The following is a 20,884-nucleotide window of genomic DNA, read 5'->3' as shown; positions in this document are numbered from 1 at the left end:
AAAAATGAAGTCGTCAAGGCCGCGTCTTTTTTGTAATAGGCTTTTTGGGTTGCATCAAAGCCTTCAGTTTCTTGTGTATGGGGTGATTCCTGACAAAATGCTTTTTGGCGAAGGCAATGCGCTGTTCCAAGGGTATCTTGGTGTTTGCCAAGAGATAGCGGCTGAATCGGTCCACATAGTCGTAGGGGTCCCACTTGCCCATGTGCGCGCAGATAAAGTCCAGGAATCGATCAACGTCCATGTCGTCGGCCTTGCAGCAAATGGCTTCCGACATCCAGGCGAATCCGGCGTCGTTGTCGTAATCCGGGGACTTGCGGTCGTAAGGACATTCCTCCTCCCCCTTGTAGTAAAGACAGAATTGCAGATTTCTGGCTTCCATTAGGGCCTCCTCATGAACATAAAGATAACCTTTCGGGTAGGTCGCAAGGTCGCCTAGAAAGCGACAAAAAATGTCCTTGACAGTTACTGCTCAAGAGAGTATATTTTAGGTGCAGAATTGTGTTACCTCTGCTTTCTTACATTCAAACATCAGACCGTTTATAGCGAGGTATTGACATGAAGCCCATTAGCGAAATGCTTAACCGACAGCAGAACAAAATTACCAATCGTGAAGCGGTAGAACGTATTCATTCCGACAGCATGCCAAAAACAACGCTGAAGGAAGTCGAAGTCAAACTGCCCAATTACACGAGATGAGTAATCGTCTACAAATAGAACCTGTCAACGAAAACACATTCAAAACCATAGATGTCCGAGGCTGTTTTTCCAGCCCTAAAGTCAATGATTTCCATAGTCTTTTTGACTGTTCCTGGAATTTTGACCGTTTGGTTTTGAAGTCAAGCGAAGGAAATCGCGAACTTTTGAATTTACAAAAGAGCGGTTCTTTCAATGCATTTGCATGTATTGATGCTGAAAATGAAAGCCCGATTGCATTTTTCACCCTAGCCGCATCAACATTGTGCGTCCCTGCCCAATACCGCAAAGGTAAGGATCCTGCTTCTTGGGACTCCTTCCCTTCTATACAAATCGACTACCTTTTTGTGGACATGGATCTACGGAAATGCGGAGTAGGTTCTTTCATTTTAAACTGGATAAAGAAACAATCCCTTGATAGACGTTTTCAATTTGAGGCTTTCCGTTTCATATACTTGAATTCCATCAAAACTGAGCAGGCTATAAGATTTTATAAAAAGAATGATTTTGTTTTTGCAGACTGCGATGACGAACTAGATATTGAGCAAGCTTTAAATGATGGCACCTTCTGCGACGACAAAGAAATGGTCGTTCCCATGTTCTTTGACCTGAACAGCCTCAAGCTATAATCATCCACGATAGCCTCCTTTTAATTCAAAGATACCCATTCCCGAGTGCCGCGTGGTCGCTTGTATGGCGACAAAAAAAGGCCGTCCTCGGGCGACCTAAAGTCAAGTTATGATCATATTTTTCACGATTCTCAAATTCGTAAATCGGTCGATTCTGATTGAAAATATCCCTAGGGCAAAGGAAGATTTCCAGGTCAAAGACCCGACCTACACCCTTGACTCCATCCTCCTTCACCAAAACATCAAAGCGGATATAGCGGCTTGTATTTATCCATTTTTCCTCCATGTTAAAAGGCTGCCTACTATTAACACGCAGGAAAAATTTGTTCGAACGTCATATTATTGTAAAAAAAACTTAGGAGGGGTACGCCCTATTCCTCCCCTTCCTCACATTCCTTCTCGTATTCCCAGTCTTCTTCCAGGTCGCTCTTGGGAATTTCGAAGTCGCCGAAACACTTGCCCTTGGTTTCTGCCGTGAACTTTTCGGCATCTTCACGGGCGCTGCGGGCGATATAGGTCAAATAGCGGAATTAAAGGAACAAGAACCCATGAAAAAAGATGACATTAAAAAAAGCCCGCCGGCACTAAAAACCAGCGGGCTTTTGAGAATTAAACAGTTATTCTTTATCCTTTACGCAACGGATGGATATTGCATAAGCTGTCTTAGTTTCAGTAAAAGACATTTTTCCTTTATTAGGGTCATCATCAGCATAGTCAAAAGCCAAGGTGGAATACGTACTTGTTGACCCAATTAATGACAGCAAATCAGCCGTCCAGAATGCCGTATACTTGTCAGGATTCCAACAATCGGACGATCCACAATTACCTGTGGGAACGACACTGAATCCCAGTTCATCAGTTCCGTCCCATGTCGTGGATCTCAAAACTTCGGACGGATCGCCGGTTCCCCCACATGTGGCACGAGCGATTAGATCCTCAAAATCAGCCTTCGACGGCAAACGCCAACCCTCAGGGCAAACACCATTTGCACCGTAATAAAGCCGTTGTCCACCGTTAGTATGTACTTTTGTATTGACGGAAGAAGCAGGATATTGAATGTTTTCAGCAAACCATGTCCGATCACCGATGGTCACAGTCTTGTACTCATGATCATCGCGAGTATCGGTATAGGTACCCTTAACAGTCTCTTCACAGGGGGCAGCGCTGGAGCTCGGAACAGATGCGCTAGAGCTAGGAGCAGCTTCGCTAGAATAGGATGCGCTGGAGCTAGGAGCAGCTTCGCTAGAATAGGATGCGCTGGAGGTTATCGGAGCGGCCGCGCTGGAGGTTGCTGTGCTGGAGGCAGTATTTTGAATAAGTTCACCGTCGCCAAAGCAAATCCATTTTTCCGGATCATAGGGAGTGCTTCCGCACAAGGGCTCTTTGAGAGTGACGTAATTGTCACCGCAGATAAGTTTCACGACACCATTGCCTTTGTCACTGATGCTGCAGCTGGTACCGTTGTCGCCCTTGTCGCCCTTATCACCCTTCAGGCTGGCAAGCCAGTCTTCCAAGGACAATTCGGATTCAGCCAGTTCGAAGGCGCTCTTGCCGTTCCTGAGGGTGTCTAGGACTTCGCCATCGCAGCTAACTTCGATGCCTTCATTAATGATTTCGGCTGTACAGCTGGTGCCGTTGTCGCCATTGTCGCCATTGTCGCCCTTATCACCCTTGTCACCTTTCTTGCCGTCCTTACCATCCTTGCCGTTTTCGCCGTCCTTACCATCCTTGCCGTCTTCGCCATCCTGGCCCTTCAGGGGAACCCATTCCCCATCAGCACAGAAATACAGGGCAGCGGAATCAGTCACATAGGCCATTGCGCCCTGGTTGCTTTCGCTGCATTCACCAAGCTTCTCGTCAAAAATCGAGACGTTAGATCCTCCGTCAGATACGGTAGATTCATCTCCGCAAGCAGACAATCCCAAAATAACAGCAGATGCAACTACTGCATATTTACCAAATTGAGCACTCATACTCACTCCTTTAAAAAAAATCACGCGTTAAATGTAAGAAAAAAAAAACGATTTTGTCTACAAAAAGTAAGTCTATTTTTTTCAGACAAACAAAGCTTCTTGTGTATGGGGTGATTCCCGACAGAATGCTTTTTGGCGAAGGCTATGCGCTGTTCCAAGGGTATCTTGGTGTTTGCCAAGAGATAGCGGCAGAAACGGTCCACATAGTTGATTTCAAGATTCGCAAGAAGTTTGAATCAGTCCGTGAAAAAAAATACTTGGAAAGAAGTATTCAAGGGTTTCGAACTGCGTCAGACTTTGCGCATTGAGTTCCCCATTGATAGTAAAAAGACTTCGCTAGTTCTTCTCGCCCTTGGTAAAGCATGGCCCGATCTTGAAGTTGATAACTACCCATCATGGTCTCCTTTAGAGGGAGATGGAAGCCCGGTATGGGAATGCCCTATTCCTTAAAGCGGTACTTTCCCTTGCCGTGGCCCACAACAGGTTCTATCAAATCGAGGGCTTGCAATTTTTTCAAGGCAGCCGACGCCGATGAGGCTCCGCAACCAACAACTTCCATGACCCTAGAATGTCCAAAAATTTCATCAAGTTCTATTCCCCGTATAAACTTCACCAAATTTTCTTTGGCGGTCTTATTAAACGAGGATTCTTCCACAGCTAGTTCAATCTTTGCCTTTTTAGCATCAATTGTTGGTTTTTCAACACTAATTGTTGGTTTTTTGAAGTCAATTGTTGGTTTTTGACCTTTAAAATCCACATGCATGAACCGATTTTTCAGTTCATTATGTTCGCCCATGAGCATATTTCGGAAGAATTTTTCCAAGAATTCAGGATTTTTATCGATTCCCTTCTGCAGATTCTTATAGTTGGCGCGGACCAGGGCGTTTCTGAAATACCAGGAGTTCTTCGCAAAAATGTCGTTAGAAACCTTGAAGCCCAAGGAACGCAAGTACTTGATGGTAAATACAGCAGTCGTTCTCGTATTGCCTTCGCCAAAGGCATGGATTTGCCACAGTCTCGAAACAAAGTAGGCCAGGTGTTCCACAATTTGGTCCATGGATAAGCCTCCATAGATAAAATTGCGTTCCTGCTCAAAGTCGTAATCCAGGGCCATCTTCAGTTCAAAGGCTGCCCCGTACATTACGGACGCCCCGTTCAGAACCCATTCCTTTTTAGAAATGTCGTAGTCTCGGATTTTTCCGGCAAACTTATAGATTCCCTGGAATAGTTTTCCGTGAATTGCAATCAGGTACGAGGGCGAGAAATTGAAAGACTTTTCGCTGAGAATTTTTGCGATGCGTGCAGAAACCTTGTCAGCCTCTTCGGCATCATCTTCGTCGTCATTCCGTTCAGTCTTTAACTCGTAATAACTGTTGATCAGTTTCTGAGCTTCGTCAATGGTAATGTCGCCATCGATGTTACGGCGGGCAGTCTCAAAAAGGTACTTGGAAGGAGTTAGCCCATCGACCTGCTGCAAGCCAATTGCCGCGGACCAGGCAGAAGACATTTCATGCCGACTTGGTTCTGTATGACGAATGTATTCGTCAAAGTCTAGTTCAAACTTTTTCTTTTCCATTGCTCGTATGAACGATATGCGTACCTTGATTGTTTATATGAGGGAAATATAAGAAAAGTTACCCTTGTAATTCCAATGGCGGCCATCAAACCAGCAGAATTTCCAAAGCATTTTATTCTGCGTCGCAGTCGCCCCAGGAACATGCTTATATTCAAAGTCACTCATGCCCATGCAACCGGCAACGCCGTCTGCAACACGATTTTCAAGCAGATGCACATTCTGAATTTTTGTCGCCTCGTTACAGAAGAATTCAATTTTTTCTTCGGAAGTCAAAAAATCACGGTCCTTGCCGTAGTGAGACTTTTTCTCTGTAATGATGTCGTGATTGCCAAAGCACAAATACACCTTGGCATATTTCGTGGCGATGAACTTCAAAAACTCCACATACGTAAAGTAATCGTTGGCGATATCCCCCGCAATGCAGCAGGCATCGGCTGGCAAGAAGTTCCGCTCATAGATCTGTTCAAAGGCATTCTGCAGCGGCTCCCTGGAGCGGGTCATGGGGCTGTAGAAATCAACATGCAGGTCACTTATAAAATAATACTTCATCCTTCAAACTCCTTACAAACAATTCACGATAACGTCCACCATTATTTCCTTTTCTTCGGGCCTGGAGTGGTATGTGCAAATTTTGCACATGAGATGTTTTCTTGAGTTCAATTTTCAAAAGGGCATAGTTTCCCCATTGAATTTTGAACCATTTTTTTGCAAAACAAAAACACCTGATTTTCCATCAGGTGTTCAGGAGACTATCCGTAACGCTCGGGAGGAATAGTAGCTTATTCAAGAATATTGGCAAGGGCGCTTAGGTAAAGGTTTTGTAAAACCAATTATAATTCGTAAAAGGAGATCCCCGCCTTCGCGGGGATGACATGCAAAAGGTAGCCGGGGATGACATAAGACGGAAAACGCCCTATTCCTCCCCCAATTCCACGCCGTTCCTGCGGAATAAGGCGATGATTCCGTCATGTAGGGCACGAAGGACCTCGCCGGCCCCTCGAGGGGGAATCATATATCCACTTGTTTTCTTGCTTAGGAACTTGTAGTAATCCTTCGAGCCGTCAAGAATTCCATAATTGCACGGCATTTTCGCAGGCAGTGCGTCGATGCGCGCCTTATTATCCTTGATAAATTTCTTTACCTCATCGGCCAGGGGCTTGCAGGTTGCAATCAGGTGGTAATGTTCCGCCTCGTCGCGAGGATTATCCACGCATGGGGTATAGCCAAAGGTTTGGAATACGGTGTAGACGCGTCCGTCAAAGTACAGAAGGTAGCCCTCCTTTCTGCAGGGGAAGCCTCCTGCCCTGCTGTATTCAAAGACAGTACGCCCCTTGGGCTTTTGCGTGTTCAGTCTATCTGGTTTCATCATGGTCTCCTTTTTGATTTAAAGATAACCACTCCCGAGTGCCGCAAGGTCGCTTGCGTGGCGACAAAAAACTTCCTTGACAGCTGCGGCACAATGTTCAAAACAACGCACTGAAATTTCAACGACAGCCTTGACAACTAGTGCTTATATGTATAAATTTTATGCATCGACGAGCCGTCAGAACGTGCAATTGCATTTCTACAGGACCTCTGAGAGGGGTAAAGCCTCTCGGCTGCGCACTTAAAGCAAAATTTCGGAGGTCAAATGTCTTATCCAGCAATACACATCGCCCAACTTCTACTGACAAAGTTTAAGGATCAGTCTCACTCGCAAGAGCTCATGACCAACCTTAAATTGCAGAAGATGCTTTACTACGAGCAGGGCTTTCATCTTGCCGCCTTCGGCACACCCCTCTTCAACGAGAGTATCGAAGCATGGATGTACGGCCCAGTTGTCCCCGCTGTTTACGAACATTTTTCCGACAAAGGTTCTAGCGGTATCGAACCCGCAGAAAACGAAATCTTCGACTTGAGTGAAGACGAAGCCACCTTGTTTAATAACGTTTTCGACGTTTACAACCAGTTCTCCGCAACAAAACTGGTCGAAATGACACACTCTGAACCTCCCTGGTGCAATTCCGAGGTAGGAAGGGGCTGCGTTATTTCAAACGAATCCATGGAAGCGTTCTTTAAAACAAGGCTGAGCTAATGGGCAAACTTTGGCGACATCAGTAACCATTAAAGAGAAAGTAGTACTCCAACTTCCTAATAAAATCCACCCATACGTGCAAATTTTGCACATACCACTTTGGGATCAATTTCCCCTTCCTGAATGGCATTTCGAATATGGCGGCCAATTACAGCACGGTCTTTTAAAAGGTAGCCGGGGATGACATAAGACGGAAAACGCCCTATTCCTCCCCCAAATCCACGCCGTTCCTGCGGAATATGGCGATGATAACGGCGTGTAGGGCACGAAGGACCTCCCCGGCCCCTCGAGGGGGAATCATGTACCCGCTAGCTTTCTTGCCCAGGAACTTGTAGTAATCCGTCGAGCCGTCAAGAACTCCATAATTGCACGGCATTTTCGCAGGCAGTGCGTCTATGCGCGTCTTATTATCCTTGATAAATTTCTTTACCTCATCGGCCAGGGGCTTGCAGGTTGCAATCAGGTGGTAATGTTCCGCCTCGTCGCGAGGATTATCCACGCATGGGGTATAGCCAAAGGTTTGGAATACGGTGTAGACGCGTCCGTCAAAGTACAGAAGGTAGCCCTCCTTTCTGCAGGGGAAGCCTCCTGCCCTGCTGTATTCAAAGACAGTACGCCCCTTGGGCTTTTGCGTGTTCAGTCTATCTGGTTCCATCATGGTCTCCTTTTTGATTTAAAGATAACCACTCCCGAGTGCCGCAGGGTCGCTTGTGGGGCGACAAAAAACTTCCTTGACAGCTGCTGCACAAGAGAGTATATTTTCAACAACCAACCAAAGTAAAACCGTTTTTTTTGAACGCTTGTAAAACGGAAGGAAAATCAAATTGCAACAAGAAGAAATCGTACTTTCTCGTCAATGGAACATTCAGGTCATGTCCAATGCGCAATTAAAACATTTTGTATCCGAAGTGGACGCGCTTTGTGATGACGACAAACTTCAAGTTGTCGCCATTATCTTGGACTCTTTAAGGTCTTCCCCGAAGAAGGCTCTAGATGACAATGCGGTTATGCAGCTGTTTGAGAAATTCAATGGTTGTATTAAATCCTCAGCAAAGCTGGACTGCCGTGAAGAAATGAATGCTTATCTTGACGAGAGGTATGGCGTATGAAAAAAGTTTTCTTTGACACAAATATCCTTGTCAACTGGCTCATATCAACAAATTCCTGTCACGAAGACTCTGCTACATTGATAAAACGGTGCCTACAAGGAAAAATCAAGGGATATGTAAGTTCTCATTCTCTTACCGACGTATTCTACATCACTAGAAAGCATTTTTCTGTAGATGATAGAAAGAGCTTCCTGAGTCTTATAATCGATCGGTTCAACATTATCCCTGAATATGCCAACATGTTTTCTGCGGTTATTCATGATCCCAACAACAAAGATCTTGAAGATGGACTACAGATTCAATGTGCAGAAAAAGAACACGTAGATTATCTGGTAACAGAAAATTTGAAGGATTTTTTGGGCTCTAGAGTAAAAGTCCTTTCCGCACAAAGCGCCGTGTCAGAATTACGATAAGCAAATGAGGTAGCCCTCCTTTCTGCAGGGGAAGCCTCCTGCCCTGCTGTATTCAAAGACAGTACGCCCCTTGGGCTTTTGCGTGTTCAGTCTATCTGGTTCCATCAGGACCTCCTTTTTGATTCAAAGATACCCATTCCCGAGTGCCGCAGGGTCGCTTGTGGGGCGACAAAAAACTTCCTTGACAGCAGCTGCTCAAGAGAGTATATTTTAGGTGCAGAATTGTGTTACCTCTGCTTTCTTACATTCAAACATCAGACCGTTTATAGCGAGGTATTGACATGAAGCCCATTAGCGAAATGCTTAACCGACAGCAGAACAAAATTACCAATCGTGAAGCGGTAGAACGTATTCATTCCGACAGCATGCCAAAAACAACGCTGAAGGAAGTCGAAGTCAAACTGCCCAATTACACGAGATGAGTAATCGCCTACAAATAGAACCTGTCAACGAAAACACATTCCAAACACTCCTTCCCTTCTATACAAATCGACTACCTTTTTGTGGACATGGATCTACGGAAATGCGGAATAGGTTCTTTATATTCCATCAAAACTGAGCAGGCAATACAAGGAAATGGTCGTTCCTATGTTCTTTGACCTGAACAGCCTCAAGCCGTAATCATCCACGATAGCCTTGTCAACTGAATTTACAGTTCTTTTACATTTTCGCCCTTTACAAAACAGGTGGTTTAGTTACATTACATCCCGAGCGTTACGAATCGTCTCCTGAACACTTGAGTTAATCAAGTGTTTTTTTCTTATAGGAGATAATATGCCCTCTCAAAAAACAGAAATCGCCTCGCTGTTGGCGGATTGCGCCTTCAAGTATGTATATACCCGCGACAACCCAAAATCCCGGGAAAACTTGCGGCAGCTGATGTCTACGCTCATTGGCAAAAAGCTGAAAAAGGCGGAGCCTCTAGCTACAGAAATTTTCGCGTCCGCACAGCCCAATACCGAAAAGACATCCCGCTTTGATGTGCGCGTGGTCATGGACGATGGCGACGAGGCCGATGTAGAAGTCCAGCTATGGACCGAAAAGGACGATTACGCCAAGCGGCTTTCGTATTATGGAGCCAAGCTCTATGCCTCCCAGGCGGTCAAGGGCGCTAAATATAAGGAACTAAATAAATGCTATCAGATCATCATTTCGCAGGATTGCATTTTCCCGCATACATCCTGGCTCCTGAATTTGGATATTTCCGCGCAGGAAAATCGCATGTTCAAATTCGACACCATGCACTGGTGCATTATTCAGCTGAATTACTTGGAGCAGGCAATCCGCGAGGATGCGGGACACGGTAACAAGTACTTGCAAAACCTTCTGGATTTGTGTAAATTTATCGCGGAACCCACCCGGGTTGAACCTTTTGAAGATGTGTACGAGGACCTTATGGCATTCAGCGCAGACCAAATCGAAGCCTACCGCAAGGAAATGGAAGAACGCCGTAGGCTTGACGCGATTTCTACCCGCAAGTACACCGAAGAGCTGATCAAACAGCAGGAAGAACAAATCGCGGCAAATAAGCAGGTCATTGAAGCCAACAGGCAAGAGCTTGCGGCGAATAAACAGGAGCTTGCTGCCAACAGGCTGGAACTGGAAGCAGAAAAAGCCCGTGCCGACAAATACGCCGCAATCCTTAAACAACACGGCCTGCTGTAAAAGTTAATAAAGCTCCCCGCTCACTTATATATTATTCCATACATGAGTTTCATGTCGATTTCAGTTTTTGCTTTGGCCTTTAGCGGTCTTGCCGCTTATGCAATGGCAGCAACACCTTTTGCCACGGTTCCATGGAACGGGCATGTGGGTGCCGCAAGCTTCACCTTTGACGATGCCATGGAAGATCAGATCAAGAACCTCACCCCCATTCTGCAAGATATGCCCGAGGTGAGGGTCACGTTCTTCCTTTCTAACATGGGCGGAAACAACCTCCACCGAAACGGTGCGGGCTTTGCAAACCTGGCCAAGATGGGTAACGAAATCGGAAACCACACCGACGGGCACTTGCAGCTCCCCGACCAGAGCGCAGACAAGCTGAAATCCGAGATCACGGACTTTGCCACTGAAATCGAAGAGGTCATGGCCGAAAACGGGGCTGAGGTTAACGTGACCGCCGTGGCAACGCCATTCTGTGCCAACAACGAAACCGTTTCTGGCGAAATCGACAAGCGTCATTTTATTAACCGCGACTGCGGCTGGCATGGCCGCAACGACTGGGATGTGGAACCCAAGTGGCTAGGCATGGCTTCTCGCGTGTGGAATTCCTCTGCCACCGCCGCCGATGAACTTTTGGGCGCGTTGGATACTGCCGCCTACATCGGGAATTTTGCCGGAGCCAATCCCTGGGAAGTTCAGGTGAAGGGCGGCTCCTGGCTTGTGCTTTTGAACCATGGCGTCTCCAACGAAGGCGGCATGAGCATGACCCCCGAAGAAATCAAGAGCGCCTTCCAGCGGGCCATTAAAAACGACTTGTGGACTGCGCCCTTCAGCACCGTTGGTGCCTACCACATGGCTCATTTTACTTTGGATAAGGCCGAGGCCAAGGCCGATGGCGACAGCTACAAGGTCAGCTGGGAACTGCCCCACCAGCATTTGCCCAAGAGCATTCCCCTGAAAGTCAAGCTTACCGAAGAGTTCCTGAAGGAATCGGGCTTTGCCGCCACCGACAAGATTGTGCTGGTCCAGAACGATAAGGAAATCTCCCCCGCCGCCGACGGCAGCTACACTCTGGAATTTACAGCCCTGGGCGTTACCATCCGCAAGCAGGAAACCCAATCCATCGGCAGGCCCGTCAAGCAGGAACTGCGTAATCCAGGTCACAATTTAATGTACGACTTGAACGGAAAACGCCTCGAAACCAAGAACACACACAAAGTCAAGGTTTTTAGATAAAAATAAGATTGATAATCCTTCATTTTTTGTGTAGATTATATGCGTTAATTTTAAACCATAAAAAGGACTAATATGCGTAATTGCTCCTCCCTCAAGCTTGACGGCCCCTGCAAGGTCTATCTCGAAGAAAATGAACTTCCGAAGGCATGGTACAATGTCCGTGCCGATATGAAGAAGAAGCCGGCACCGCTTCTGAACCCGGGTACCGGCAAGCCCATGACCGCCGCCGAACTTGAAGGAGTTTTCTGCTCCGAACTGGTGAAGCAGGAATTGGACAACGACACTCCGTACATCGAAATTCCCGAAGACATCCGTACGTTCTACAGAATGTACCGTCCGTCTCCGCTGGTTCGTGCCTACTTCCTGGAACAGGCTCTCGGCACTCCGGCCCACATCTACTATAAGTTTGAAGGTAACAACACCAGCGGTAGCCACAAGCTGAACTCCGCTATCGCCCAGGCCTACTACGCCAAGCAGCAGGGCCTCAAGGGTGTGACCACCGAAACTGGTGCAGGCCAGTGGGGTACCGCTCTTTCCATGGCTTCTGCCTTCTTCGGCATCGACTGCCAGGTTTACATGGTGAAGTGCTCCTACGAACAGAAGCCCTTCCGCCGCGAAGTGATGCGCACCTACGGTGCTTCCGTCACCCCGTCTCCTTCCATGAACACCAATGTTGGCCGCAAGATCAACGAAGAATTCCCGGGCACCACCGGTTCTCTCGGCTGCGCCATTTCCGAAGCTGTTGAAGCTGCTGTGACTCAGGAAGGCTACCGCTATGTTCTGGGTTCTGTGCTGAACCAGGTTCTGCTGCACCAGTCCGTGATCGGCCTGGAAGCCCAGGCTGCATTCAAGAAGATCGGCGTCAAGCCCGACATGATCATCGGCTGCGCAGGTGGTGGTTCCAACCTGGGTGGTTTGATTTCCCCGTTCATGGGTGAAAAGCTCCGTGGCGAAGCTGACTACGATATTCTGGCTATCGAACCTGCAAGCTGCCCCAGCCTTACCCGCGGTAAGTACGCCTACGACTTCTGCGACACTGGTAAGGTCTGCCCGCTGGCCAAGATGTACACCCTCGGTTCCGGCTTCATTCCGTCTGCAAACCACGCCGGTGGCCTCCGCTACCACGGCATGAGCTCCATCCTTTCTGAACTCTACGATCAGGGCCTCATGCGCGCTGCTTCCGTGGAACAGACCAAGGTGTTCGAAGCTGCCAAGCTGTTTGCCCAGACCGAAGGTATCCTCCCGGCTCCGGAATCCAGCCACGCTATCCGCGCTACCATCGACGAAGCTCTCCGCTGCAAGGAAACCGGCGAAGCCAAGAACATTCTGTTCGGCCTGACTGGTACCGGCTACTTCGACATGGTTGCTTACCAGAAGTTCAACGACGGTGAAATGAACGACTACATTCCGACCGACGAAGACCTGGCTAAGAGCCTTGCTCAGCTCCCGAAGGTTGAAGGCTAATAGGCGCGAAGCGCAAGGTTCCAGGCTCGAGGTTCGAGAACGCGTTTCTTGAGCTGGCGAAGGATCTAGCAATCAAGTCCTGCAAGTTTATGCTTGCGGGGCTTTTTTATATTTAGGCGCGAAAATAACACTGCTGAAACACTGCGAGGTTCTCATGGAAAAGCGTACCAATCTTTTGACCAATGCTTTGATTTGGTTTGGCGTTGCGGTTTCTGTTTCTGAAATCGAGGCTGGTCTTGAAATTGGCGTGGCCTCCCCTGCCGGCGGAATTTGGCTGCCCTTGATTCTCGGTCATGTGCTGGGTGGCCTTATGCTTTTTGCCGTGGGCCTTATCGGTGCCAAGGTTCGCCTGAACGCCATGGAGACTACGGTTTCCACTTACGGTAAGTACGGTTCCAAGTTTTTCGCTTCCTTGAACTTGCTTCAGCTGGTGGGTTGGATTGCTGTGCTGAATGCCCAGGGGGCCATGGCTTTGGGTGGATTGAATGTGCCGCTCTCCATGCCTGTTGTTTGCGTACTTTTGGCTGTGCTGATTGCTGTGTGGATTTTCATTGGTCTTAAGAACGCCTCCAAGATTTCCATGGTGACCATGTCCCTATTGGCAGTGTTGCTGGCTGTGCTGACCGTTAAGTTGTTCGGTGCCATGGTCGTTGGTGCCGGGGTCACTGATGCCGCAGGGGCTCAGGGTGCCGCAGGTTCCGCCCACGAGGCTCTCACCTTCTGGCAGATTTTCGAGATTTCCATCGCCATGCCCCTCTCCTGGCTGCCGGTAATTTCCGACTACACCAAGGATGTGGAAAAGCCTTTCAAGGCTACGGCGGTTTCTGCTGCGGTCTATACTCTAGCAAGTTTCTGGATGTATTTCGTGGGTATTCAAATTGCAGGTACCGGTAGCGATATCGCAGGTGCAATCCTTTTGGCTGGCCTTGGTATTCCGGGCGTGATCATCGTGGTACTTTCTACTGTGACCACCAACTTCCTTGCTGCAAACTCCGCCGGCGAATCTGCAAAGTCCATCTACGGCAAACTGAATCCGAAGGCCGTTGGTGTTGTGGTTTGTGCCCTCAGCACCGTGCTCGCTATCTCTGGAATCGTGGATCACTACATCCACTTCCTTTACCTGATTGCATCTGTGTTCGCCCCTATGGCAGCGGTGCTTCTGGTAGCATTCTTTGCCGTGAAGGAACACCTGAACAAGAAGTGGTTCTGGGCCTTGAATCTTGTGGCATGGCTTGCTGGCTTCATCGTTTACCAGGTGGCAGGAGGCTCCCCTGTGGGCCCCACCATTACATCCCTCGCCGTGTCTGCTGTGATTACGCTGCTGGCTAAGTTAAAGAAGTAATTCTTTGGAAAGAGGTTCCTAGAACAGCTTCAGGAACTTTGCTGCTTTGCGGTGGTTGGCGGGGATTCCGCGGCCCAAGGCATCGAACTTTACGCCGTCTTTTCGAAGGGCTGGAGAAGTTCTGTATGGCAACTTCTTTTCGACAATGCTTGCGGGGGGAACATCTCCGCCACTGACCTTGTCTTCGTCGATGGAGTACCACATGGAGTAGCTGAAATCGGGAGTTGCTTCCTGGGGTGCTTCCGTGAAGTTTGCGCCGTACATGGCGTCATTCAGCATTCCGTCATCTACCATGCCGTAGAACACGCCCTGGGTCAATTCCTTGGAGAAGTTGTTTTCCAGGTCGCCGCGGAGCTGTGCGGTACCGCTCAATTTCTTATCGGCCACGGCCCACATAACTCCGTAAACTTGTGCGTTATCGGCAATGGTGCTGTTCACGATAATGGAAAGTGCGCCTACCTTTGCTTTGCCCTTGATTGTTCCGCTCACGAGCCAGGCATCGTCTTCAAGAACTGCGTCGTCGGTGATGGTGCCGCCGGTAACGAGGGCTCGGCCTTCGATTCGGGCGCTTCCGCTAACGGTTCCGCCCAATACCATAGCTTCGGGGCCTACGTAGGCGGTAGATGCCACGGTAGCCTTGGTGCTGACCCAGCCTCCCCCGTTTTTATGGCGGTTGTAACCGTTTGCAGTTTGGGTGGCGGCGTTGTAGCCAGCAGGAGTCCAGAAATCCTTGGTATAGCCTTCGGGCTTGCCGTTTTCCACGCGGATCATGTAAGGATAGCGGTAAATGCTGTAGTAGAACTGGTCCCAGGTAACGGTGTACAAATCCTTGGGCGTGGCAGTCACGGTAAGCCACAGGGCCTTATCGTCGGCCTTGGTTTCAATGTCCAGGTTGAATGCGGTCCCGGATTTCATTTCGCTATAGCGGGGCGTGCCGTCGGCACCTTCCGCCACCAGGCCAACGGTCCAGCTGGAGCCAGGATCGGGCATGGTTTCGGGAGTCAGGTTACAGCGATTTTTCTGCACCCAGCTATTGGAGGCTGCAGACCATTCCCAGTAGGTTTCGTTGCCCTTGCAGCCGTAGCTTTGGGCTGCCTTGGTTTGTACATTACCGCGGAATTTCACGGTGACCTTTCCTGCGGATTCGGGATAGAGGCGAACGATGTTGTAGCCGAATCGTTGGGGAGCCCAGTAACTGGGAACTTCATAATGAATTCCTGTATTGGAACAATCTTGTCCTTCGCTTCCTAAAGTATCAGCGCAAATAATTTCGACTTTGTTCAGCATGGTCACGCGGCTGTGCCTGCGGTAGATATCGCCGTTACCTACAGTGCGACGGGTAGAGAACTCGTAATCGCCCCAGGTCTTCTTGTAGAGCTGCTTCTTTGCGCCGGCGTATTCCAGGGTGGCGTTCTTCATGGCGAACTTGCCCAGCTGTTGAGTCAAATCCGTATAAGTCCAGTCGTAGGCGCCGATCATGGCGTCGAAAGGCGTCTGGGTGTCGTAACCAGCCTCCCCTTCGTTAATCTTGTTCATCCACATGCGATTGACGGCCTGCACGCCCTTCCAGCCGCCGCCGAATTCTTCTTTCAGGTGTTCCATGAACTGCCAGTTGCAATAGCGGTCGCGGGAACTGCCGTAATAAAGGTACGGGAAATTGATCAGCGCCTCGGAGCAGTAATGGGCGTCGGTGGGATTCACCTGATGGGCCATCCAGTTGGCGTGGGATTCGCAGATCCAGCCTGCGGTAGCGTTACTGCCCATCCATCCGGCAACACTTTGCAAGCCGTGGGCGTATTCGTGAGCCAGGCCCCACAGGTCCTTGAAGGCTCCAGAACCAAGCCAAAGGCCCGGAGAGCATTCGTCCTTCCCCGCAGCATTCTTGACGCAGGCTTCGGTGTTGGCACCGCCGTAAAGGGCTCCCATCTTGGAATCTTCAAAGATGTAGGCCACGCTCTTCAACTTTTCGTTGGCGTTGCTGGGCTGCGGGTACATCCATTGCATGGAATCGTGGTACACCGAAAAGATGTTCTCAAGTGTCTTCAAGGCATTCTGCGCAACGGTCGCATCCAAAGTTGCATTGTTGGCTGTACCGTCGTCGTGCTTAGCCTTTTTGCAGATTTCGAAATGTTCAGAATTTGCAAGCAGCGTATGGCCTGCAGAAACACAGACCGGTTTGTAGGTGGCAGCGTTTACAGAAAAAGCCGCACCCAAGAAAGCGAAAACAGAAAAACCGATACTTATACCGGAATTGAAAATTTTACCCATATCACATCCCTTTTGATGTTCCTAATATATGTAAAAAAGCCGGCGATTCAAACCGTCGGCTTCTAAAATTCGATCAAAGATGTGTTAAGGCTGTGTTTTGGGTTTTACGCGGCCAAGGTTCTTGAAGTCGGGGGTCAGTGCAGCGCAATGAGGGTCCTTGGGCGGTTGCCTGTAAAGCTGCAATTCCTGTGTGAAAAAGCCCTTGACGCTGGAGGAAATCTGCCACTTGGCTCCGGCTGCGCAACTGTCGATCTGAACCTTGGACACTGCAGAAAAACGGCTGCCGGTGACCTTCAGTACAAAGGCTTCCGTTTCCAGGCTGTCAGGCAACTGCAAACTCTTCGGGCCGCCAATCCTCTGGTTCTTTGCATAGAAATCCTTCTGTGCGTTGATGTACACCATCGCCTGCTCTTGCATTTCTGCAACATAGTTCTTCTTCTTCTGGACTTCGGCTTCTTCCATGCAACTGGAAATTCCAACGCAGGCAAACAGCAGAACAACGACGCCACCTACCCCGCCGAGAAATATCTTCTTCTGCGTAGGGCTGAGGGAGCTATTCTTGCCGCCTTTGCCCCGGCCTTCCCCCCCCTTGGACCATTCCAAAAGGCGAAGGCCCACAAGAACGTGGACGAAATTTCGGGGCATCACCAGGCCCACCACGGCAATCACGATGAAGACGACGCTCAGGAACATGAGAATGGTCAGCGCCGTGTCCGCCATGGGGAGCAGTTCCTTGGCTTCCTTCAGCAAACTAAGGAGCTGCTTATCTTCTTCGAAGTTGTCGGCGGCAAATCGGCCGGTGAAGTTATTGTAACGGGCAAGGCCCATGCCCACGGCGTTGTTCGCCATTTCAAGCACTGCACCAAGCACGCGGTTCAGCAAAAGGAACAGCATTCCCAGCACGCCGTTGAAGGCGGCCACCAGTCTGCCGGTTCGAACTACTGCCAAGCCATTCTTGTTCATATACCTCCCTATGGTCGTCGACGTTCTACCAACTCTTAACCCTTGCGGGCTTCCACAAGTTCCTTGGCCACCTTCTTGGCGGTGGTAAAGTCGGCCTTGCCGGAACCAAGCTTAGGTACCTTTTCCACCTGGAATGCAAGGGACGGAAGCATGATGGGCGGGAAGTCTGTGGCGCGGAGTTCAGAGAGAACCTGGGAAGGTTCCTTTTCGCCCTGGTAGAGGAGAACAATCTTTTCACCCTTGGCAGCGTCGGGAACGGTGGTCACCAGGTAGTCGCAGCCTTCGAGGACCGGAGTATCCTGGATCTTCTTTTCCACGGCACCGAGGCTGACCATTTCACCACCCAGCTTTGCAAAGCGGCTGTAACGGTCCACGATAGTCAAGAAGCCGTCGCTGTCCAGTTTACCCTTGTCGCCAGTCTTGTAGTAACGGATGCCGTCGATTTTCACGATCACGCTGTCGGTACGTTCCGGATCCTTCAGGTAGCCCTTCATGACCTGGCAACCGCCAATGAGAATCATGCCGGCTTCGCCTGTGGGCAACGGTTCGTTGGTGTCGGGGTCGGCAATGAGGAACTGGGTTCCCGGAAGAGCCATACCCACGGTTCCCGGCTTGTTGTTCACCAGCATGGTGGTATAGTCGTTCATCAAAGTGTTTTCACTGTTCACGGAAGCCACCGGAGCGGTTTCGGTACAGCCGTAGCCTTCGAAGATTTCCTTACCGAACTTGATACGGAATGCCTGGGTCAATTCCGGGCGCAAGGCTTCTGCACCGGCGATAATCAAGCGCACGTGCTTGAAGATCAACGGATGCACGTAGCGGCTAACGGTAAAGGCACGGAGGAAGGTGGGAGTTGCCACCAGGCAGGTCACCTTGAATTCTGCACAGACACGGGCCATGGTCTTCACGTCGGTGGGATCAGCCACAGCCACAATGGGGCAACCTTCCACAAGGTTCAGCAAAGTGGTCACCGTAAGGCCAAAGCTATGGAACAGCGGAAGTTCAGAAAGCATCACATCACCACGGCTAATATTCAAGATACAAGCCAACTGGTGCATGTTGCCGATCATATTGCGGTGGGTCAGTTCAATGCCCTTCGGGGTACCTTCGGAACCGGAACTGAACACGATCACGGCGTTGTTATCAAGCTTGGTGCGCTTGAAGTACAGGAGCTTAATGAGCCATGTGGGAATGGCGGCGCAGAACAGCAAGTGGGCTGCAATCTTTGCCTTGGGAATTTCCTTCATCAGGTCTTCGGCGTAAAGGATGCGGACCTTGTCAGATGCCACCTGGCTGTAGTCTCCACCCCTACCCTTCAGCTTCTGCACGAACATGCGGCTGGTAATCACCGTAGAAACTTCTGCACGTTCGCAGCAGTACTTTACGTTGTCTACAGAGGAGGTGTAGTTCAGGTTCACGTTGGTCTTGCCAAGGACCCAGAGGGCCAGGTTCACGATAACGCCTGCGGGGCTGGGCGGAAGCATGATACCCACGTTCACTTCGTTCTTGCCAAGTTTCTTCTTCAAAAGACCGCGGAAGCCCATGACGGCACCGATAAGCTTGTAGCCGGAGAAGTGGCCTCCATCGGGGTTATAGATGGCCGGTCCGTTCTTCACGTACTTCTTGCAGGTGGCAAGCCAGGTTTCTGCAATAGGCTTGTAGAAGTTGGTAGCGTAGGACCAGGCTTCAATGGAAATCTTACGGACAATGTGGCGGACCTGGTCAGGATCGGTGTCAGCAGGGATAGCGTCGCCGAAGCCTACCACCACAGTCTTGTCGGCAGCGGAAGCGTACATGTCGGAGCCGCTATAGCTGTAGTTGGAACCCCAGAGGCCCTGGATGTAGAACGGAATAATGGAAGCTTCGGTGCCTTCCACAGCGGAGGAGTAATCGATGCTGAAGGGTTCCACGTGAGGAGACTTGGAAACTTCGCCAGTGGGGAACATGACCACGGCCTTGCCTGCAAGCAAAGCCTCGTGGATCTTGTCCATGGCGGGCTTGGGGTCGTTGTTGTCGATGCGGATGGTGCCCAGGCGCTTCATGATGGCGCGGAGGTACCACTTTTCGAAATGGTCCTTGTTGCTAGCCACCACCAGAGCTCTGGGAGATGCCATCTGGATCATGGCCCAGTCGATAAAGCTGTGATGGTTACCCACCAAAAGAACAGCACCTTCGTTGGGGATGTTCTGCACGCCTACCACACGGATCTTGTAGCGGTAGAATGCCACGCGCAAAACGGAACGGACCAGTGCCTGGGGCAGGTTGGATAGAGTCCACATGAACACGACAAGAGAAATGCCTGCGATAATCAGGAAGTACATCTTATGGTTCATGCTGGTGTAATTGGTGAGGGCCGTGTAGCCAAAGAGGAAGGCAATGAGCACCAAGGCCTGGATCAAGTTTGCAAAGGCAAGAACGGAACCGGAATTGTTGGGTCGGGTGTTGTACTGCAACAACGCATTCACCGGCACCAGGTACATGCCGCCGAAGAAGCCCAGCAAGGCGTAAATCACAGAAAGCATAATGGGATTGACCATGAACGGGAGCAAGGCCATGCACACCGTAAGGCCGATCATACCCATGGGAATGAAGCCGGTTTCAATAAAGTCCTTGGACTTGTGGGCAGCAAAGATGGTACCCACCATGAGGCCGGCGATGGCGAACATCATGTAGTCCTGGAACATGTTCACCACGTTGGATCCGGACACATCCTGGAACACCAGAACGAACACCTGAGCGAATGCCCAGAACATGGCGAGGGCGATAATGGAGCCGCGGAGGTTGGGAACACGCCAGCCCAGGGTAAGGTGCTTTTTGACCTTGGACATGTTGGCGTTCTTGTTTTCGTACTTGACCTTAGGAATGAGGAAGCTGGCCACGGTGCCAAGAATGCTGGCTCCTGCCAAAAGCCAGGGAATCACGATGGAGTTGGAGGTAATCTTGTGGACTGCGGCGTAGGATTTCAAGGCTTCCAGGTCGATGAGGTTCACGCCTACGATTACAAGCCAGGAGGCAACGATAATGCCCGAGATACCGAAAATCTGAAGGAAGGCGTTGGCATAGCTCAGGTTACGGACACCGAACATTTCCTTAAGGATGCCGTACTTGGCCGCACTATGGACTGCAAATCCGCAGCCAAGACCAATGGAAAGCCAGAAGGCCACCTTGGCGCAACCGCAGGTTACAAGTACCGCCTGGGCCACCACAAAGCAGGTCATGGCCAAGGAGGACCATGCAAGAACCTTGTTCTTGGAGAACTTGTTGGTAAAGAAGCCTGCTAATAAGACCATCAGGATATAGGGCGCCACAAAGAACACCTGGAGCATGAAGGTCTGCCAGATCATGCCGCTTTCGTTGTTGAAAGATCCGGCAAGAATCTTCTGGGCGTAAACGAACACGCCGAACTGGACAAAGGTTGTCGCTAAAATAGAGAGGAAGTATCGAGTAGCACCTTTAACTTTCCACATAAGTTATCCTTTTTA

21 protein-coding genes are annotated in these 20,884 nt (G+C 49.8%); 11 read left to right on the top strand and 10 right to left on the bottom strand.

Annotated elements, in window-relative coordinates; translation table 11 throughout:
- Positions 1-13 precede the first annotated feature (13 nt).
- Complete coding sequence (locus MJZ25_08330) at positions 14-379, bottom strand: hypothetical protein (GenBank protein ID MCQ2124174.1); 366 nt, start codon at positions 377-379, stop codon at positions 14-16.
- A 176-nt stretch (positions 380-555) separates the two neighbouring features.
- Between MJZ25_08330 and MJZ25_08325 the strand changes: the two genes are divergently transcribed.
- Entirely contained in the window at positions 556-696 is a 141-nt protein-coding gene (locus tag MJZ25_08325) for a hypothetical protein (protein MCQ2124173.1), read from the top strand.
- The gene (locus tag MJZ25_08320; protein ID MCQ2124172.1) at positions 693-1,322 is read left to right on the top strand and encodes a GNAT family N-acetyltransferase; all 630 of its coding nucleotides are present in this window, start codon (positions 693-695) and stop codon (positions 1,320-1,322) included. Before MJZ25_08325 ends, MJZ25_08320 begins: the two co-directional genes overlap by 4 nt.
- Before the next feature lie 371 nt (positions 1,323-1,693).
- Here the strand turns inward: MJZ25_08320 and MJZ25_08315 are convergent, their stop codons facing one another.
- Together MJZ25_08315 and MJZ25_08310 are read right to left on the bottom strand one after the other, a co-directional pair.
- On the bottom strand, positions 1,694-1,843 hold the full coding sequence (locus tag MJZ25_08315; GenBank protein MCQ2124171.1) for a hypothetical protein: 150 nt from the start codon (positions 1,841-1,843) through the stop codon (positions 1,694-1,696).
- A gap of 96 nt (positions 1,844-1,939) precedes the next feature.
- Positions 1,940-3,295: a hypothetical protein gene (locus MJZ25_08310; protein ID MCQ2124170.1), complete on the bottom strand. Its 1,356-nt coding sequence runs from the start codon at positions 3,293-3,295 to the stop codon at positions 1,940-1,942.
- A gap of 231 nt (positions 3,296-3,526) precedes the next feature.
- Here MJZ25_08310 and MJZ25_08305 point away from each other — a divergent pair, with 231 nt between their 5' ends.
- The gene (locus MJZ25_08305; protein MCQ2124169.1) at positions 3,527-3,745 is read left to right on the top strand and encodes a hypothetical protein; all 219 of its coding nucleotides are present in this window, start codon (positions 3,527-3,529) and stop codon (positions 3,743-3,745) included.
- Here the strand turns inward: MJZ25_08305 and MJZ25_08300 are convergent.
- The 3 genes from MJZ25_08300 to MJZ25_08290 form a co-directional block, all read right to left on the bottom strand.
- A complete protein-coding gene (locus tag MJZ25_08300) occupies positions 3,735-4,871 on the bottom strand; it encodes a Fic family protein (protein MCQ2124168.1) in 1,137 nt (378 codons plus the stop codon). The two genes, MJZ25_08305 and MJZ25_08300, sit on opposite strands and share 11 nt — an antisense overlap.
- Positions 4,872-4,904: 33 nt before the next feature.
- Complete coding sequence (locus MJZ25_08295) at positions 4,905-5,420, bottom strand: metallophosphoesterase (protein MCQ2124167.1); 516 nt, start codon at positions 5,418-5,420, stop codon at positions 4,905-4,907.
- Positions 5,421-5,784: 364 nt separating this feature from the next.
- On the bottom strand, positions 5,785-6,240 hold the full coding sequence (locus tag MJZ25_08290; GenBank protein ID MCQ2124166.1) for a hypothetical protein: 456 nt from the start codon (positions 6,238-6,240) through the stop codon (positions 5,785-5,787).
- Between the two features lie 261 nt (positions 6,241-6,501).
- On the opposite strand from MJZ25_08290, the gene MJZ25_08285 reads away from it, so the two are divergent.
- Entirely contained in the window at positions 6,502-6,945 is a 444-nt protein-coding gene (locus MJZ25_08285) for a DUF4065 domain-containing protein (GenBank protein MCQ2124165.1), read from the top strand.
- A 202-nt stretch (positions 6,946-7,147) separates the two neighbouring features.
- On the opposite strand, the gene MJZ25_08280 is transcribed toward MJZ25_08285, so the two are convergent.
- The gene (locus tag MJZ25_08280; GenBank protein ID MCQ2124164.1) at positions 7,148-7,603 is read right to left on the bottom strand and encodes a hypothetical protein; all 456 of its coding nucleotides are present in this window, start codon (positions 7,601-7,603) and stop codon (positions 7,148-7,150) included.
- A gap of 166 nt (positions 7,604-7,769) precedes the next feature.
- Here MJZ25_08280 and MJZ25_08275 point away from each other — a divergent pair, with 166 nt between their 5' ends.
- From MJZ25_08275 to MJZ25_08245, 7 genes are all read left to right on the top strand, one after another.
- Positions 7,770-8,054: a hypothetical protein gene (locus MJZ25_08275; GenBank protein MCQ2124163.1), complete on the top strand. Its 285-nt coding sequence runs from the start codon at positions 7,770-7,772 to the stop codon at positions 8,052-8,054.
- Positions 8,051-8,467, top strand: a complete 417-nt coding sequence (locus MJZ25_08270; protein ID MCQ2124162.1) for a PIN domain-containing protein — start codon at positions 8,051-8,053, stop codon at positions 8,465-8,467. The genes MJZ25_08275 and MJZ25_08270 overlap by 4 nt, the downstream gene beginning before the upstream one ends.
- A gap of 281 nt (positions 8,468-8,748) precedes the next feature.
- Entirely contained in the window at positions 8,749-8,889 is a 141-nt protein-coding gene (locus MJZ25_08265) for a hypothetical protein (protein MCQ2124161.1), read from the top strand.
- A 352-nt stretch (positions 8,890-9,241) separates the two neighbouring features.
- Entirely contained in the window at positions 9,242-10,132 is an 891-nt protein-coding gene (locus MJZ25_08260; protein ID MCQ2124160.1) for an Rpn family recombination-promoting nuclease/putative transposase, read from the top strand.
- Positions 10,133-10,174: 42 nt separating this feature from the next.
- Positions 10,175-11,365 (top strand): polysaccharide deacetylase family protein, encoded by a 1,191-nt coding sequence (locus tag MJZ25_08255; protein ID MCQ2124159.1) that lies wholly within the window; start codon positions 10,175-10,177, stop codon positions 11,363-11,365.
- Between the two features lie 72 nt (positions 11,366-11,437).
- Positions 11,438-12,829, top strand: coding sequence for a TrpB-like pyridoxal phosphate-dependent enzyme (locus MJZ25_08250; GenBank protein MCQ2124158.1), 1,392 nt, complete (start codon positions 11,438-11,440; stop codon positions 12,827-12,829).
- Between the two features lie 154 nt (positions 12,830-12,983).
- The gene (locus MJZ25_08245; GenBank protein MCQ2124157.1) at positions 12,984-14,171 is read left to right on the top strand and encodes a cytosine permease; all 1,188 of its coding nucleotides are present in this window, start codon (positions 12,984-12,986) and stop codon (positions 14,169-14,171) included.
- 18 nt (positions 14,172-14,189) lie between these two features.
- Here MJZ25_08245 and MJZ25_08240 read toward each other — a convergent pair whose 3' ends face one another.
- From MJZ25_08240 to MJZ25_08230, 3 genes are all read right to left on the bottom strand, one after another.
- Positions 14,190-16,439: a DUF6055 domain-containing protein gene (locus MJZ25_08240; GenBank protein MCQ2124156.1), complete on the bottom strand. Its 2,250-nt coding sequence runs from the start codon at positions 16,437-16,439 to the stop codon at positions 14,190-14,192.
- Between the two features lie 84 nt (positions 16,440-16,523).
- Complete coding sequence (locus tag MJZ25_08235; protein ID MCQ2124155.1) at positions 16,524-17,402, bottom strand: hypothetical protein; 879 nt, start codon at positions 17,400-17,402, stop codon at positions 16,524-16,526.
- A 35-nt stretch (positions 17,403-17,437) separates the two neighbouring features.
- A complete protein-coding gene (locus MJZ25_08230) occupies positions 17,438-20,869 on the bottom strand; it encodes an MFS transporter (GenBank protein MCQ2124154.1) in 3,432 nt (1,143 codons plus the stop codon).
- Positions 20,870-20,884 lie beyond the last annotated feature (15 nt).

Origin of the sequence: Fibrobacter sp. (assembly GCA_024399065.1) — a bacterium.
In the GTDB taxonomy this organism is placed as follows: Bacteria; Fibrobacterota; Fibrobacteria; order Fibrobacterales; family Fibrobacteraceae; genus Fibrobacter.
The sequence above is the reverse complement of the archived record's forward strand: the minus strand, read 5'-3'. Positions and strand labels throughout refer to the sequence as shown.